The sequence below is a fragment of the Actinoplanes sp. NPDC049668 genome (assembly GCF_044465445.1).
Lineage (GTDB): Bacteria > Actinomycetota > Actinomycetes > Mycobacteriales > Micromonosporaceae > Actinoplanes.
Genome location: NZ_JBITLR010000013.1, coordinates 85,272 through 101,431, shown reverse-complemented (window position 1 = coordinate 101,431; position 16,160 = coordinate 85,272). Strand labels below are relative to the sequence as shown.

At 74.4% G+C, this 16,160-nt stretch carries 13 protein-coding genes; all 13 read left to right on the top strand.

The features are described 5' to 3' along the window. Positions 1-137 precede the first annotated feature (137 nt). The 13 genes from ACIBSW_RS39915 (at position 138) to ald (ending at position 16,146) form a co-directional block, all read left to right on the top strand. Positions 138-452 (top strand): hypothetical protein, encoded by a 315-nt coding sequence (locus ACIBSW_RS39915; RefSeq protein ID WP_354727854.1) that lies wholly within the window; start codon positions 138-140, stop codon positions 450-452. Between the two features lie 26 nt (positions 453-478). Continuing rightward, positions 479-1,339, top strand: a complete 861-nt coding sequence (locus ACIBSW_RS39910) for a TlyA family RNA methyltransferase (protein WP_354727852.1) — start codon at positions 479-481, stop codon at positions 1,337-1,339. Beyond that, a complete protein-coding gene (locus tag ACIBSW_RS39905) occupies positions 1,336-2,223 on the top strand; it encodes an NAD kinase (protein ID WP_354727850.1) in 888 nt (295 codons plus the stop codon). Before ACIBSW_RS39910 ends, ACIBSW_RS39905 begins: the two co-directional genes overlap by 4 nt. Before the next feature lie 54 nt (positions 2,224-2,277). Next, positions 2,278-4,035, top strand: coding sequence for a DNA repair protein RecN (gene recN, locus ACIBSW_RS39900; protein WP_354727848.1), 1,758 nt, complete (start codon positions 2,278-2,280; stop codon positions 4,033-4,035). A 114-nt stretch (positions 4,036-4,149) separates the two neighbouring features. Further along, on the top strand, positions 4,150-5,328 hold the full coding sequence (gene steA / locus ACIBSW_RS39895; protein ID WP_354727846.1) for a putative cytokinetic ring protein SteA: 1,179 nt from the start codon (positions 4,150-4,152) through the stop codon (positions 5,326-5,328). A 27-nt stretch (positions 5,329-5,355) separates the two neighbouring features. Beyond that, positions 5,356-6,285, top strand: a complete 930-nt coding sequence (locus ACIBSW_RS39890; protein WP_354727844.1) for a copper transporter — start codon at positions 5,356-5,358, stop codon at positions 6,283-6,285. A 109-nt stretch (positions 6,286-6,394) separates the two neighbouring features. Then, positions 6,395-7,261: a hypothetical protein gene (locus tag ACIBSW_RS39885; protein WP_354727842.1), complete on the top strand. Its 867-nt coding sequence runs from the start codon at positions 6,395-6,397 to the stop codon at positions 7,259-7,261. Beyond that, positions 7,258-8,901, top strand: coding sequence for a lipid II flippase MurJ (murJ, locus tag ACIBSW_RS39880; protein ID WP_354727840.1), 1,644 nt, complete (start codon positions 7,258-7,260; stop codon positions 8,899-8,901). The genes ACIBSW_RS39885 and murJ overlap by 4 nt, the downstream gene beginning before the upstream one ends. Beyond that, on the top strand, positions 8,898-10,025 hold the full coding sequence (locus ACIBSW_RS39875) for a glycosyltransferase family 4 protein (RefSeq protein WP_354727838.1): 1,128 nt from the start codon (positions 8,898-8,900) through the stop codon (positions 10,023-10,025). Before murJ ends, ACIBSW_RS39875 begins: the two co-directional genes overlap by 4 nt. Further along, entirely contained in the window at positions 10,022-12,382 is a 2,361-nt protein-coding gene (locus ACIBSW_RS39870; protein ID WP_404799608.1) for a hypothetical protein, read from the top strand. Before ACIBSW_RS39875 ends, ACIBSW_RS39870 begins: the two co-directional genes overlap by 4 nt. A 140-nt stretch (positions 12,383-12,522) precedes the next feature. Continuing rightward, positions 12,523-14,241, top strand: a complete 1,719-nt coding sequence (locus tag ACIBSW_RS39865; protein ID WP_354721397.1) for a CTP synthase — start codon at positions 12,523-12,525, stop codon at positions 14,239-14,241. Next, positions 14,238-14,834, top strand: coding sequence for an NUDIX hydrolase (locus ACIBSW_RS39860; RefSeq protein WP_354721395.1), 597 nt, complete (start codon positions 14,238-14,240; stop codon positions 14,832-14,834). Before ACIBSW_RS39865 ends, ACIBSW_RS39860 begins: the two co-directional genes overlap by 4 nt. Before the next feature lie 196 nt (positions 14,835-15,030). Continuing rightward, positions 15,031-16,146, top strand: a complete 1,116-nt coding sequence (ald, locus tag ACIBSW_RS39855) for an alanine dehydrogenase (RefSeq protein ID WP_354721393.1) — start codon at positions 15,031-15,033, stop codon at positions 16,144-16,146. Positions 16,147-16,160: the final 14 nt, after the last annotated feature.

Sequence of the window (16,160 nt, the reverse complement as noted above, 5' to 3'; positions counted from 1 at the left end):
GTGAAGGAGGCCGCGGCCGCCACGTCGCTCCCGCCGGTCGCCAAGAAGACCGCCGCCAAGAAGACCGCGGCGAAGAAGACGGCCGCCAAGAAGGCCGCGCCGAAGACCACCGATTCCGCCGCGCCGGAGGCAACGCCGTGACCTACCCGAACCAGCAGCCGCCCGCGAGCCCGCGTCCCGGGCCGCCGCCCGGCGGCTTCCGCCCGGGACCGCCGCCGCAGCACCAGGCGCCGGCACACCGCCCGGAGCAGACCGCGCACGGGTACGACGACGCTCAGCCGGTGGCCGGCGCCGAGCGCGGCGAGGGCGGGCAGGGCACCGGGCACCCCGCCGTCGACGCGGTGCTGCGGTCGCTGGCCAACGCCGCCACGCTCGCGCCCGCCGACCAGATCGCCGAGTACGAGGCCGCGCATCAGGTGCTCCAGGAGACGCTGGCTAGCATCGACCGCTGACCCCGTACCCGAAAAGTTTGGATCCGATGGCCCGCCGTGCGCGTCTCGACGCGGAATTGGTTCGTCGCAAGCTGGCCCGGTCCCGGGACCAGGCCGCCGCGCTCGTCGCGGCCGGCCGGGTCCAGGTCCGTGGCACCGTGGCGCAGAAGGTTGCCACCATGATCGACCCGGCGGACCCGGTCGTCGTGACCGGCGACGATCCGGCCGACGAGTACGTGTCCCGGGGCAGCCACAAGCTCGCCGGGGCGCTCGCCGCCTTCACCGGGCTCGCGGTCGCGGGCCGGCGCTGCCTGGACGCCGGCGCGTCCACCGGCGGCTTCACCGACGTGCTGCTGCGCGCGGGCGCCGCCCGCGTCTACGCCGTGGACGTCGGTTACGGCCAGCTGGCCTGGTCGTTGCGTACCGACGAGCGGGTCATCGTCATGGACCGCAGCAATGTGCGCATCCTGCATCCGGACGTGCTGGACGGACCGGTCGACCTGACCGTCGCCGACCTGTCGTTCATCTCGCTGCGCCTGGTGCTGCCCGCGCTGGCCGCCTGCACCGTCGCCGACGGTGATCTGGCGCTGATGGTCAAGCCGCAGTTCGAGGTCGGCAGGGAGCGGGTCGGCTCCGGCGGCGTCGTGCGCGACCCGCTGCTGCGCGCCGAGGCGGTCCTCGACGTCGCCGCGGCCGGCGCCGAGCTGGGCCTGGGCGTCGCCGGTGTCGCGGCGAGCCCGCTGCCCGGTCCGAGCGGCAACGTGGAGTTCTTCCTGTGGTTCCGCCGGGACGCCCCGCCGGCCGACGAGGCCCGCGTGCACACCGTGGTCGCCGCCGGCCCGTCCGGGCCTGTAGCCTCCGCCGGGCCGGCATCGCAGTCGGTCCCTGCCCCGCTGGAGGATTCGTGACGCGGTCCGCGTTGCTGGTGACACATACCGGTCGCCGGCAGAGCACTCAGCATGCCCAGACCGTCGCCCGCGACCTGGTCGCGGCCGGTTTTGAGGTACGGGTGCTCGCGCCGGAGGTCGCCGACCTCGAGCTGCCCGCCGGCGTCACGCCGGTCGACGACCCGACGGCCGCGGAGGGCGTGGAGATCGTCTTCGCGCTCGGCGGCGACGGCACGTTCCTGCGCGCGGCCGAGCTGGCCCGACCGGCGAAGGCGCCGCTGCTCGGCATCAACCTCGGCAAGGTCGGCTTCCTGGCCGAGGCCGAGCTGACCAACATCGACCAGACGGTGCGCGACATCGTCGCCGGCGACTACACGGTCGACGAGCGGCTCACCCTCGACGTGCGCGCCGAGTACGACGGCCGGCTGATCGCCGACTCGTGGGCGCTCAACGAGGTCAGCGTCGAGAAGGGTCAGCGGGCGCAGATGCTCGAGCTGCTCGTCGACGTGGACGGGCGGCCGCTGTCGCGGTACGGCTGCGACGGCGTCGTGTGCGCCACGCCGACCGGCTCGACGGCGTACGCGTTCTCGGCCGGCGGCCCGGTGGTGTGGCCCGAGGTCGAGGCGCTGCTGCTCGTGCCGATCAGCGCGCACGCCCTGTTCAGCAGGCCGATCGTCACCGCGCCGACGTCGCGGTTCGTGCTGACCGTCGACCCGTACACGTCGTTCGCGGTGCTCTGCTGCGACGGCCGGCGCACCTGGGACCTGCCGCCGGGCGCGCAGGTCACGGTCCAGCGTGGTGAGCTGCCGGTGCGGCTGGTCCGGCTCGCGCCGCGGCCGTTCACCGACACGCTGGTGGCCAAGTTCGGGCTGCCGGTCGACGGCTGGCGGGGCAACCGACGCTAGACGCGGCGCGGGGGCGGTGGGCAATTGTCGGTGTGCACCGATACCCTTCGGCCTGTGCTGGAGGAACTGCGCATCACCGGGCTTGGCGTCATCGATGACACGACACTGCGACTGACCACGGGCATGAATGCCATCACCGGTGAGACCGGCGCCGGCAAGACCATGGTGGTGACCGGGCTCGGGCTGTTGTTCGGCGGCCGGGCCGACGCCGGCCGGGTCCGCGCGGATCCCGGCCGGGCGGTGGTCGAGGGCCGGCTGCGGCTGACCGGCCCGCTCGGCGACGCCGTGCAGACGCGCATCACCGAGGCCGGCGGCGAGCTGGACGACGACGGCACGGTGCTGCTCAGCCGCACGGTGACCATCGAGGGCCGCTCGCGGGCGCACGTCGGCGGGCGCGGCATGCCGGTGTCGATGCTGGGCGAGGTCGGCGAGCAGGTGGTGGCCGTGCACGGCCAGTCCGACCAGCTGCGCCTGCTGCGCCCGTCCGAGCAGCGCGCCGCGCTGGACCGCTTCGCCGGCGCCGAGCACGAGAAGCTGCTGGAGACCTACCGGGAGGCGTTCACCCGCTGGCGCGCCGTCGTCGAGGATCTCGCCGACCGGCGCCGGCACGCGCGCGAGCGCAGCCAGGAGGCCGACCTGCTGACCCTCGGGCTCGACGAGATCAGCCGGGTGGACCCGCAGCCGGGCGAGGACGACGACCTGCGCGCCGAGGTGCAGCGCCTCGAGCACGCCGAGGGGCTGCGCGCGGCCGCCACGATCGCCGCGCAGGCGCTCGCCGGCGGCGTCGAGGCCGCCGAGGAGACGCCGGACGCGACAGTGCTGCTGGGCACCGCGCGGCGCACCCTCGAGGCGCAGGCCGCCGTCGACCCGGCGCTCAGCGAGCTGGCGGCCCGGATCGAGGAGGCCGCCACGCTGGTCGGCGACGTCTCCGCGGAGCTGTCGGCCTACCTGAGCGCGCTGGACGCCGACCCGGCCCGGCTCGAGGTCATCTACGAGCGGCGGGCGGCGCTGCGGGCGCTCACCCGCAAGTACGCCGACGACGTCGAGGGCGTCATCGCCTGGGCGGAGAACGCGCGGACCAGGCTGGCCGCGCTGGACAGCTCCGACGAGCTGCTCGAGGAGCTGGACCGGGAGCGGCTGCGCATCGCGGCGACCGTCGGCGAGCTGGCCGGGCGGCTGACCGCGGCCCGGGCGGAGGCCGCCGGGCGGTTCGCCGAGCAGGTCAGCGTCGAGCTGACCGGGCTGGCCATGCCGCACTCCCGGGTCGCGATCGCCGTGCTGCCGCGGGCCGCCGGACGCGACGAGCCGACGGTGACCGTCGACGGCGGCGAGCTCGCGGTCGGGCCCGACGGCGCGGACGAGATCGAGCTGCGGCTGATCGCACACCCGGGCGCGCCGGCGCTGCCGCTGCAGAAGGGCGCCTCCGGCGGCGAGCTGTCCCGGGTCATGCTGGCCATAGAGGTGGTGTTCGCCGGGGCCGGCGGGCCGCCGACGCTGGTGTTCGACGAGGTCGACGCCGGCGTGGGCGGGCAGGCCGCGGTGGAGATCGGCCGGCGGCTGGCCCGGCTCGCCCGCACCCACCAGGTGCTCGTCGTCACCCACCTGCCGCAGGTGGCCGCGTTCGCCGACCGGCACCTGGTCGTCGCGAAGGACACCGGCGGGGCGATCACCACCAGCGGGGTGCGCATCGTCGAGGAGACCGAGCGGGCGCGGGAGCTGGCCCGGATGCTGGCCGGCCTGCCGGACTCGGACCTGGGCATCGCGCACGCCGAGGAGCTGCTGGCGGTCGCCGACCGGGAAAAGCGCGGCTGACCGGGCCCGTGAACGGTGAATACTGCGCAGAGTGACGGCTGTTTGTCGCTTTTGTCGGTGACCTTGTGCATGTCGCGTGGGTGATGCATGAAATGGCATGTCAGGATGGCCGGGATGCGACTTCCCACCTTGCGCCGGACCCGGAGCGTCGAACCGGGAACTGTCTCCGGCACCGCCCGACTCGACCGCCGGACCAAGCGCCTGGTTGGACGGCTGCGCCCGGGTGACATCGCGATCATCGACCACGTCGACATCGACCGGGTCGCCGCCGACTCGCTGGTCGCCGTCGGCGTCGCCGCCGTGCTCAACGTCAAGCCCTCGATCTCCGGGCGCTACCCCAACCTCGGACCCGAGGTGCTGATCCAGGCCGGCATCGTGCTCGTCGACGACCTGGGCGACGAGGTCTTCGACCGGATCAGCGAGGGCGCCCTGGTCAGCATCGACGGGGACACTGTGCTGCTGGACGGCGAGCCGGTCGCCAGCGGCATCGCGCAGGACACCCAGACCGTCGCCGCCGCGATGGCCGACGCCCGCGAGGGCCTGTCCGTGCAGCTCGAGGCGTTCGCCGCCAACACCATGGACTACCTCAAGCAGGAGCGCGACCTGCTGCTCGACGGCGTCGGCGTGCCGGACGTGCAGACGCAGATCTCCGGCCGGCACGCGCTCATCGTCGTGCGCGGCTACGACTACAAGGCCGACCTGGACGTGCTGCGGCCCTACATCCGCGAGTTCAAGCCGGTGCTGATCGGCGTCGACGGCGGCGCCGACGCGCTGGTCGAGACCGGCTACACGCCGGACATCATCATCGGCGACATGGACTCGGTCACCGACGACGTGCTGCGCTGCGGCGCCGAGATCATCGTGCACGCGTACCCGGACGGGCGGGCGCCCGGGCTGGACCGGGTGCACGGGCTCGGGGTGCCCGCGGTGACGTTCCCGGCGGCGGCGACCAGCGAGGATCTGGCCATGCTGCTGGCCGACGACAAGGGCGCCACGCTGATTGTCGCCGTCGGCACGCACGCCAACCTGGTCGAGTTCCTGGACAAGGGCCGCGGCGGCATGGCCTCGACGTTCCTGACCCGGCTCAAGGTCGGCGGCAAGCTGGTCGACGCCAAGGGTGTGAGCCGGCTCTACAAGCAGAACATCTCCGGCTCGTCCCTGCTGCTGCTCGTGCTCTCCGCGATCGCGGCGATGGCCTCGGCGGTCGCGGTTTCCACGGTCGGCAAGGCCTATCTCTCCGTGGTGTCCGAGTGGTGGGACAATCTGGTCTTCCAATTAGGGCAGCTCTTCTAATCCGCGAGTGACCAAGAGGCTTTTGGCGTGATCAACTTCCGGTACCACGTGGTGTCCCTCACCGCGGTCTTCCTTGCCCTGGCCATCGGGCTGGTGGTCGGCACGGCCGCGCTCAACGGGCCGGTCGCCGACACCCTCAAGGACCGCGTCGACGCGCTGAGCAAGGACAACAGCAACTACCGCGAGCAGGCGAACCAGTACCGCGAGGAGCTCAACAAGGCGCAGGACTTCGCCACCGAGGTCTCGCCCGCGCTGCTGGGCGGCAAGCTCGCCGGGCGCAAGATCCTGGTGATGGTGATGCCCAGCGGCCAGGACTACGCCGAGGGCGTCACCGCGATGCTCAACGCCGCCGGCGCCCGGATCACCGGCACGGTCACCGTGCAGGACAAGTTCTTCGACCCGGCGAACGCCTACGAGCTGCTGAAGCTGGCCGACAAGGCCTCGCAGCCGACCGTGCCCGCTGAGGGGCTGCCGCTCAACAGCGACGGCGTGGAGACCTCCAGCGCGCTGCTGGCCGTCGCGCTGCTGCAGCGGCCGATCCCGGTGACGCCCGCGGACCTGACGGCGGTGCTCACGGCGTACACCGAGCCGGGCTACATCGCGGTCTCCGACGACGTGGCGCCGGGCGCGGAGGCCACCGTCGTGGTCTCGGGCCTGCCGCCGGTCGACCGCGACGCCGCGAAGAAGAATCAGAACGCGGTGACGTTCACGACCCAGTTCGCCAAGGACCGGCCGCTGGTCGTCGGCGGCAACGGCATCGGCGACGGCAACCTGGTCGCCGAGGTCCGCGCCGACCCGACCCTGGTCAAGGGCATCTCGACGGTCGACAACGTGAGCACCGAGCAGGGCCAGCTGGCGACCGCGCTGACGGTGGTGGAGCGGGTGGTGGCCGGCAAGGTCGGCCACTACGGCCTGTCGGCGGGCGCCACGTCGCTGGTGCCCAAGGCCCCGGCCTGACCCGCAGCCTGACCGGCGGGCGGCGCGTCCGTGCGGCCGAGCCGGGACCGCCTAGACTGGGCGGTCGGTCGCGCAGGGGTGCGGCCCGGCGAGGCGGGAGTTCACACCAATGGCCACTCGGGTCGTGAAGTCGTTCGGGATCGGTGCCCTGGTGGCCCGCGCCACCCTGGCCTGGATCCGTAGCGATCCGCGCGCCGCCCAGCTGGAGCGGACCAACTTCCACGGCCGCACCGTCACCCTCGCGGGTGGCCCCGCGCTGGCCGCGGGCGCCACCGTCGCCGCGGCCGCCGGCGCGCCGAGCGCCGCGGTCGCCGCGGCCGTGCTCACCGCGGGCACCACCTCCGGCGCGGTCGGCTTCTACGACGACGTGGTCGGCAACCGGCCCGAGCAGAAGTCCGCGAAGGGCTTCGCCGGGCACCTCGGCGCGCTGCGCGAGGGCCGGGTCACCAGCGGGATGATCAAGATCGCCGGGCTCGGCGCCGCCGGGCTCGCCGCCGCAGCGCTGCTCGCGCGCGACCCGGGCGTGCGCGCACACCGCGGCCGCCGCCGGGGCGGCGTCGTGCGGCGCACGACCGACGTGCTGCTCGGCGCGGGCGTCATCGCCGGCACGGCCAACCTGATCAACCTGCTGGACCTGCGCCCCGGGCGCGCGCTGAAGGCGGGCACGCTGATCGGCACCCCGCTCGCGGTGGGCCGCGGCGCCGGCGTCGCCGCCGGCACGCTCGGCGCGGGCGCGGCGCTGCTGCCGGCTGACCTGGGCGAGGAGATCATGCTCGGCGACTCGGGCGCCAACGCGCTCGGCGCGCTGCTCGGCGTGGCACTGGCCGCCCGGACCGGCCCCGCCGGGCGCGCGCTCGCGCTGACCGTGCTGGCCGGGCTCACCGCCGCCAGCGAGAAGGTCAGCTTCACCAAGGTCATCCAGGACACGCCGTGGCTGCGCGAGCTGGACGCGCTGGGCCGCCGGCCGGCGGAATGACGAGCGGACCGGACCAGGACCTCGCCGGGACCGCGAAGCGTTTCGGCGCCGGGCGCATCGCCGGCGCGGCCGCGCTGATCGCCGGGCTGACCGTGCTCGCCCGGATCGCGGGCTTCGGCCGCACGGTCGTCTTCATCGGCACGGTCGAGGCCAACACGCTCGGCGACCTCTACAGCGCCGCCAACACGGTCCCGAACATCGTCTTCGAGCTGGTCGCCGGCGGCGCGCTGGCCAGCCTGGTGGTGCCGCTGCTGGCGGGCGCGGTGGCGGTGGGGGACCGGGGCCGGGTCAACGCCGTCACGTCCGCCCTGTTGACCTGGACGCTGCTGCTGATGGTTCCGCTGGCGATCGCGGTGGCGCTGTTCGCCGGGCACATCGTCGGACTGCTGCCGAACATGCCGCCGGAGGCCCACGAGGTCGGCGCCCGGATGCTGCGGGTCTTCGCGCCCCAGCTGCCCCTGTACGGGGTCGGCATCGTGTTCGCCGGGGTGCTGCAGGCACACCACCGCTTCGCCTGGCCGGTCATCGCCCCGCTGCTGTCCAGCGTCGTCGTGATGGGCGCCTACCTGACGTACGCGCTGGTCGACGGCCGGGGCAGCGACCTGCGCGGGCTGAGCACCGGCGGCGAGCTCGCCCTGTCGCTGGGCACCACGCTGGGCGTGGTCGCGCTCAGCCTGTGCCTGCTGATCCCGCTGCGCGGCCTGCGCCTGCGGCTGCGCCCGGCGCTGCGCTTCCCGGGCGACGCCGGCCGCCAGGTCGTCCGGCTCGGCTGGGCGGGCGCGGTCACCGTCGGCTCCCAGCAGGTCATGATCGTCGTGGTGCTGCTACTGGCGGCCGGCAAGGGTGACTTCACCACCTTCAACCTGGCGCAGGCGCTGTATCTACTGCCGTGGGCGGTGCTGGCCGTGCCGCTGGCAACTGCCGCATATCCGACATTGGCCGCGACGGCCGAGCGTGGCGACGAGGACGGCTACCGCGCGGCGCTGGCCGGCACCGCCCGGACCGTGGTGCTGCTGGCCTGCCTCGGCGCCGCGGCCCTGTTCGCGCTCGCCGGGCCGGTGGCGCGGCTGCTCGGCACGCCGCAGGCCGCGCCGGGCATCGCCGGGTTCGCGCCGGGCCTGCTCGGCTTCGCGCTGTTCGCGCTCCTCTCCCGGGCCCTCTACGCGCGCGGAGCGACCGCGGCGGCCGCGGCGGCGACCGCGGCGGGCTGGGCGGTGGCCGCCGGCGCCGCCCTGGCGCTGGCCGGCCTCCTGCCCGGCGTCGACCGGGTGCTGGCGCTGAGCCTGGCCAACAGTGTGGGCATGCTCACCCTCGGGGTGTTGCTGGTCGCTGCGGTACGCCGCCGCGCCGGTGCCGCGGCGCTCGCAGGGCTGCCGCGCGCGACCGGCGTGGGTATCGTTGCGGCCGTCGTCGCCGGGCTGGCCGGCTGGGGTGTCGTCGAGGGACTGCGGCACGCCTACGGCCCGACCCCGGCAGGGTGGGTGAGCGTGCTCTCGGGCATGCTGGGCGGTGTCGTGGTGTTGGCCGTCTTCGTCGCGGTCACCTACCCGCTGGACCGCCACGACCTGCGGCCCCTGGTCGCCAAGGCGATGGCACGGATCCGCCGGAGTTCGGCGCCGGACGGGAAGGAACCGACGTGACCGACACAGCGCAGCCGTGGCACGGCTCGGTGGCCCTGGTGCTGGGCTCCAGCACCGGCGGCGTCGGTCAGCATGTCGCCTCGCTGGTGCGCGGCCTGGTCGCCGCCGGCTGCCGGGTGATGGTCTGCGGCCCGGTCGCCACCGACGAGCTGTTCGGCTTCTCCGCCGCCGGCGCGGAGTTCTTCTCGGTGGAGATCCCGGCGAGCCCCGGCCCGCAGGACTCCGGCGCGGTCCGGTCGCTGCGCCGGGCCCTGGCCGGCCGCGACGTCGACGTCGTGCACGCGCACGGGCTGCGCGCCGCGTTCGTCGCCTCGCTCGCCCGCCCCGCCCCGCCGCTCGTGGTCACCTGGCACAACGCGGTGCTCGCCCGCGGCCTGCGCGGCCAGGCCTCCGCGCTGGTCGAGCGGATCGTGGCCCGGGCCGCGACGCTCACCCTCGGCGCGTCCGAGGACCTGGTCCAGCGCGCCGTCTCGCTGGGCGCCCGCACCGCCCGCCTCGGCGCGGTGTCCGCGCCCGTGCTCGCCCCGGCCCGGCGCACCCGGGCCGCCGTGCGCGCCGAGTTCCGGGTGCCGCCGGGCACCCCGCTGATCCTCGCCGTCGGCCGGCTGCATCCGCAGAAGCGCTACGACGTGCTGCTCGAGGCCGCCGCGCGCTGGCGTGGCCTCAAGCCCGCGCCGGTGGTCGTGGTGGCGGGCTCCGGGCCGAGCTACATGGTGCTGGCACAGCGGGCCTCGGAGCTGCACGCGAAGTTCTACCTGCTCGGGCACCGCCGCGACGTGCCGGACCTGCTGGCCGGCGCCGACCTGGCCGTGATCACCAGCGACTGGGAGGCCCGGCAGCTGTTCGCACAGGAGGCGCTGCGCGCCGGGGTGCCGCTGGTCAGCACGGCCGTCGGCGGGCTGCCGGGGCTGGTCGGCGACGCCGCGCTGCTGATCGCGCCGGGCGACGTCGACGCGCTCGACACCGCCGTGCGCGGCCTGCTCGCCGACCCGGAGCGGCTGGCCGACTACGCCGCCCGCGGTCCCCGGCAGGCGGCGACCTGGCCGACCGAGGACGACACCGTCGCGGACGTGCTCGCCGCCTACGCGTCGGTGACCGCCGCCGCCCGGGCGGGCCAGGGATGAGCGAGGCGACACCCGCCCAACCCGGCCCGGAGGCGCCCGCGGTGGCGCGGTGGCGGCCGGCCCGCTGGCCCGGCCGGGCCTGGCGCAGCCTGCGCCGCGGGCCGCGACCCGACTCCGCGCCGCCGTCGCGGGTGCGCGGCGGCCGCACCTGGCTGCCGTACGCGCTGATCGTGCTCGCCGCCGGCGCCAGCATCGCCGGCCTGGCGGTGCGCCCGGCCACCGGGGCGCCGCAGGACACCGCCGACTACGTCATCGTCGCGGGCGCCGCCGGCCTGCGCTGGGAGGACCTCGACCCGAAGCGCACCCCCGCGCTGTGGCGCCAGGCGACCATCGGCTCGATCGGCTGGCTCTCCGTGCGCTCCGCGCACCACACGACCTGCCCCGCGGACGGCTGGCTCACCCTCGGCGCCGGCAACCACGCGATCTGGAACGACCAGCGCATCGACGCTCAGTGCCCGGCGGCCGCCCCGGCGCTGGAGCAGCCGGACGGCATCGGCGCGAACCTGTCCCAGCTCGGCGGCGTGGTGCGGGAGAACCAGGACAATCAGCCGTACGGCGCGGTGCCGGGCGCGCTGGCCGAGTCGCTGCGGTGCACGGTCGCGGTCGGGCCGGGCGCGGCGATCGCGGCGGCCCGCCCGTTCGGCCGGGTGGACCGCTACGAGGAGTCGCTGCCGCCGGACCCGCGGACTCTGTTGTCGCTCTGCGTGCTCAGCATGGTGGACCTCGGCACCATCACCGGCACCGGTGCCGAGCGGGAGGCGCTGGTCGCCCAGGCGGACGCGACGCTGGCTCGGGTCGTGGCCGCGCGGCCGGAGCGCTCGGTGGTGATGGTCGCGGGCGTCTCGGACACCGACAACACCTCGCGGCTGCACGTGGCGATCGCCGAGGGGCCGGGCTGGCGGGGCGGCTGGCTGACCTCGGCCGGCACCGGCCGCGACGGCTACGTGCAGCTGGTCGACCTCGCGCCGACCGTGCTCACCTCGCTGGGCCGGCCGGAACCCGAGCGGCTGTTCAGCGGGCACAGCGCGTTCTCGGCGCCCGGGCGTCCCCGGGATCCGGCCGACGCGGTGCTCGGCGTGCACAACGCGGACCGGCGCGCGGGGGCCCAGCTGGGCATCGCCGGCACGTTCTTCACCGTGCTGGCCGCCGTACAGCTGGCGGTGTTCCTGCTGGTCGTGCCGTTGATGATCCGGGCGCGGCGGCATGCCGGGCCGACCGGCCCGGCCGCGGCGCCGAGGTGGCGCGGGCTCGCCGTCGAGGTGCTGCTGATCGCCGTGGCCCTGGCCATCCCGGCCGCGCTGCTCGCCGACGCGTCGCCGTGGTGGCGCACCGACCATCCCGGTCCGGTCTTCGCCCTGCTGACGCTCGCCCTGGTCGCGGCGGGCACCGCCGCGGTGCGCTTCGTGCCGCGCTACCCGCGCACGCTGTGGCCGATGGGGCTGGTCTCGGCCGTCTCCGCGGCCGTGATCGGTTTCGACCTGCTGACCGGCGCGCAGCTGCAGCTCAACGGCGTTGCCGGCTACTCGGCGCTGGAGGGCGCGCGCTACTCCGGCGTCGGCAGCGTCGGCCTGGGCATCTTCGTCGCCGGCATCCTGGGCGTCGCGGGCTGCCTCGCCCAGGCGGTGCGCCGCCCGTGGCGGCCCGTCGTGGTGGTGCTGATCGGCGGCTTCGGCGTCGTCGTGGTCGGCAGCCCGTACCTGGGCGCGGACCCGGTCGGCGCGATCGCGGTGACCGCCGGGGTGTGCGTGGCCGCCGCGATCAGCACCGGCGGCTGGCTGACCTTCCCGCGCTTCGCCTGGGCTGCCGTCGCCGGGCTGGCGGTGACCATCGGCTTCGCCGTGCTGGACCTGCGCCGGCCCGAGCACGAGCAGGGCAGCCTGGGCCGCGCGCTGACCGCGCTCGGCGACGGCACGGCCGGCCCGGCGATCCAGCGCGCGGCGACCTCCAACGCGCACGCCCTGGACAGCCCGCTGACGCTGCTGGCGCTCGTCGGCGTGCTGATGCTCGCCTTCTGCCGTTTCTCGCCCTGGGGCGGCCTCAACCGGGTCTTCGGCCTGCATCCGGCGCTGCGCGCGGCGCTGGCCGGCACGGCCGTGGCGACGCTGATCGCCGGGGTGCTCGGCGGCGCGGCGTTCGCCGTGGCGGGCGCCGCGGCGGCCGTCGCCGTGCCGCTGGCCGTGCTGACGACGCTGCGGGTGCTGGAGCACGCGGCCGACCGCACCCGGCCGGAGGGCGGTACCGACGGACCGGGCGGACCCGGCCTCTCCATGCGCCGGATCCCGGTCCGGACCCGCCGGCGGGCGCCCGCGCGTACGGATAAATCCGACTCGGAGGGCGTGACCGTCCGCGGTGGGTGACCCGGACACGCGCGGCGACCAGCCCGGACGCCCGGCCGGCGGCGATGGTGTTACCGTGGAATCCCGTGGATGGCGCGATCAACGCGTTGGGTTGAGCGCCGGTCTGCACGATCGCATCTGACCGACCACGGGAGCAGGCCTTGGCAGCAACAGTTCGCGAGACGCGGCACATCTTCGTCACCGGAGGCGTCGCCTCCTCGCTGGGCAAGGGCCTCACCGCCTCCAGCCTCGGCAATCTGCTGACCGCGCGCGGACTGCGGGTCGTCATGCAGAAGCTGGACCCCTATCTGAACGTCGACCCCGGCACGATGAACCCGTTCCAGCACGGCGAGGTCTTCGTGACCGAGGACGGCGCCGAGACGGACCTCGACGTGGGCCACTACGAGCGGTTCCTGGACCGGGCACTGTCGGCGAAGGCCAACGTCACCACCGGCCAGATCTACTCGGCCGTCATCGCCAAGGAGCGCCGCGGCGAGTACCTCGGCGACACCGTGCAGGTCATCCCGCACGTGACCAACGAGATCAAGGAGCGCATCTTCGCGATGGCCGCTCCCGACGAGTTCGGCCGCACGCCGGACGTGGTCATCACCGAGGTCGGCGGCACCGTCGGCGACATGGAGTCGCTGCCGTTCCTCGAGGCGATCCGCCAGGTGCGCCACGAGATCGGCCGGGACCACGTCTTCTACCTGCACGTCTCGCTGGTGCCGTACCTGGCGCCGTCGGGCGAGCTGAAGACCAAGCCGACCCAGCACTCGGTCGCCACGCTGCGCAACATCGGTATCCAGCCGGACGCGCTGGTCTGCCGCAGCGACCGGGAGATCCCGGAGAAGCTCAAGGTCAAGCTCTCGCTCTACTGCGACGTGGACCGCGAGGCCGTCGTCGCGGCGCCGGACGCGCCGAGCATCTACGACATCCCCAAGGTGCTGCACCGCGAGGGCCTGGACGCGTACGTGGTGCGCCGGCTGGGCCTGTCGTTCCGGGACGTGGACTGGTCGACCTGGGACGACCTGCTCGAGCGGGTGCACCACCCGCGCCGCACGATCACCGTCGCGCTGGTCGGCAAGTACGTCGACCTGCCGGACGCGTACCTGTCGGTGAGTGAGGCGATCCGGGCGGCCGGCTTCGCCAACCACGCCCGCGTGCAGCTGCGCTGGGTGCCCAGCGACGACTGCGACACCGCGGCCGGCGCCGCCTCCGCCCTGAAGGGCGTCGACGGCATCGTCATCCCCGGCGGCTTCGGCATCCGCGGGATCGAGGGCAAGATCAACACTTCCCGGTACGCCCGGGAGAACGCGATCCCGATCCTGGGGCTCTGCCTCGGCCTGCAGTGCATGACGATCGACGCCGCGCGCAACCTGGCCGGGCTCGAGGGCGCCAACTCGCTGGAGTTCGACGAGCGCGCCGCGCACCCGGTCATCTCGACGATGGCCGACCAGCAGGACATCGTCGCGGGCAAGGGCGACCTGGGCGGCACCATGCGCCTGGGTGCGTACCCGGCGGCGCTGGCGCAGGGCTCGCTGGTCGCGGAGGCGTACGGCAGCCACGAGATCTCCGAGCGGCACCGCCACCGCTACGAGGTCAACAACGCCTACCGGGACCGGCTGAGCAAGGCCGGCCTGCGGTTCTCCGGCACCTCGCCGGACGGGCGGCTGGTGGAGTTCATCGAGCTGGACCGCGAGCAGCACCCGTTCTTCGTGGCCACCCAGGCGCACCCGGAGCTCAAGAGCCGGCCGACCCGGGCGCACCCGCTGTTCGCGGCGTTCGTGCACGCCGCCGTGGAGTACGCGGCCGCCGACGAGCTGCCGGTCGAGGTCGCGGAGCCGAACCACGCCGTCAAGGCGGCGGTCGCGGCGTCATGACCTCGTTCGCGCACGAGGTCGTCTCCCGCACCGAGCGGTACTCCGGGCCGATCTTCACGGTCCACACGGACGAGGTGACCATGCCCGGCGGGCGGGTCGCCAAGCGTGACGTCGTGGTCAACAAGAACGCCGTCGTGGTCGTCGCCGTCGACGACCTCGGCCGGGTCGTGCTGATCCGGCAGTACCGGCACCCGCTGGGCACCAAGCTCTGGGAGCTGCCCGCGGGCCTGCGCGACGTCGCGGGCGAGGACCTGGCGCTCACCGCCGCGCGCGAGCTGGCGGAGGAGGCCGACCTCGTCGCGGCCCGCTTCGACCTGCTCATCGACCTGCACACCTCGCCGGGTTTCAGCGCCGAGACGGTCCGGGTATTCCTGGCCCGGGAGCTGTCGCCGGTGCCGCCGGAGCAGCTCCACGAGCGGTACGACGAGGAGGCCGACATCGAGATCGCCTGGTACGACCTCGACGAGGCCGTCGCCATGGTGCTGCGCGGCGAGATCACCAACGCGGCCGCGGCCGGCGGGCTGCTCGCCGCCGCCCGGGCCCGCGACGACGGCTGGGCGACGCTGCGCCCGGCCGGCACCCCGCCGATCTGAGCGTGCCGGCACGGCCCCGAACCGGGGACGTGCCGGCCACCGGGTGTTGTGTGCCACATCAGCGGCGGCGGTCCACTTCTTGATCTTCGGGCCGCGCATCGGCAGTATCTTCCAACTGGTGGGACGGTATTCTGCGAAGCAGCCCGTCTCGGGTATGAGCCATCGACGTCTCTCCCGGAAAGGACGGTGTCGACTCGTGAAGGTCGGCATTCCGAGCGAAGTCAAGAACAACGAGTTCCGAGTAGCGATCACCCCCGCCGGGGTCTTCGAGCTGAACCGGGCGGGCCACGAGGTCTTCGTGCAGGCCGGCGCGGGCGCCGGTTCCTCGATCGCCGACGCGGACTTCGCCGCCGCGGGCGCCACGATCCTGGCGGGCCCCGACGACGTCTGGGCCGCCGGCGACCTGATCCTCAAGGTCAAGGAGCCGATCGCCGAGGAGTACGGCCGCATGCGTGAGGGCCAGGTGCTCTTCACCTACCTGCACCTCGCGGCGTCGAAGGAGTGCACCGACGCGCTCATCGACCGCAAGGTCACCGGTATCGCCTACGAGACCGTCGAGCTGCCGGACCGCAGCCTGCCGCTGCTCGCCCCGATGTCCGAGGTCGCCGGGCGGCTCGCGCCGCAGGTCGGCTCGTACCACCTGATGCGCTCCGGCGGCGGCCGCGGCGTGCTCATGGGCGGCGTCCCCGGCGTGTACCAGGCCAAGGTCGTCGTAATCGGCGCCGGCGTCTCGGGCATGAACGCGGCGGCGATCGCGCTGGGCATGCAGGCCGAGGTGCTGGTGCTCGACAAGAACATCGCCCGGCTCCGCGCGGCCGACGCCGACTACCGCGGGCACCTGCAGACGATCGCGTCGAACGCGTACGAGATCGAGCGGGCCGTCATCGACGCCGACCTGGTGATCGGCGCGGTCCTGGTGCCCGGCGCGAAGGCGCCGAACCTGATCTCCAACGACCTCGTGTCGCGGATGAAGCCGGGCAGCGTGCTCGTCGACATCGCCATCGACCAGGGCGGCTGCTTCGAGGACTCGCGGCCGACCACGCACGCGGACCCGGTCTACCGGGTGCACGAGTCGATGTTCTACTGCGTGGCGAACATGCCCGGTGCGGTGCCGCACACCAGCACCTACGCCCTGACCAACGTGACCCTGCCGTACGCGCTGGAGCTGGCGAACCGGGGCTGGCGCGAGGCGGTCCTGGCCGACCCGGCGCTGGCGCTGGGCCTGAACACCCACGGCGGGCACGTCACCTACGGCCCGGTCGCCGAGGCCCACGGCATGCACGCCTACACCCTGTCCGAGGTGCTCAGCTGAGCCTGCCCGCGGCG

What these genes read in the sequence shown, in the direction of transcription:
- steA (WP_354727846.1), top strand. Translation starts at nt 4,150, where the DNA reads ATGCGACTTCCCACCTTGCGCCGGACCCGGAGCGTCGAACCGGGAACT.
- ACIBSW_RS39885 (WP_354727842.1), top strand. Translation starts at nt 6,395, where the DNA reads ATGGCCACTCGGGTCGTGAAGTCGTTCGGGATCGGTGCCCTGGTGGCC.
- ACIBSW_RS39860 (WP_354721395.1), top strand. Translation starts at nt 14,238, where the DNA reads ATGACCTCGTTCGCGCACGAGGTCGTCTCCCGCACCGAGCGGTACTCC.
- ACIBSW_RS39870 (WP_404799608.1), top strand. Translation starts at nt 10,022, where the DNA reads ATGAGCGAGGCGACACCCGCCCAACCCGGCCCGGAGGCGCCCGCGGTG.
- murJ (WP_354727840.1), top strand. Translation starts at nt 7,258, where the DNA reads ATGACGAGCGGACCGGACCAGGACCTCGCCGGGACCGCGAAGCGTTTC.
- ACIBSW_RS39910 (WP_354727852.1), top strand. Translation starts at nt 479, where the DNA reads ATGGCCCGCCGTGCGCGTCTCGACGCGGAATTGGTTCGTCGCAAGCTG.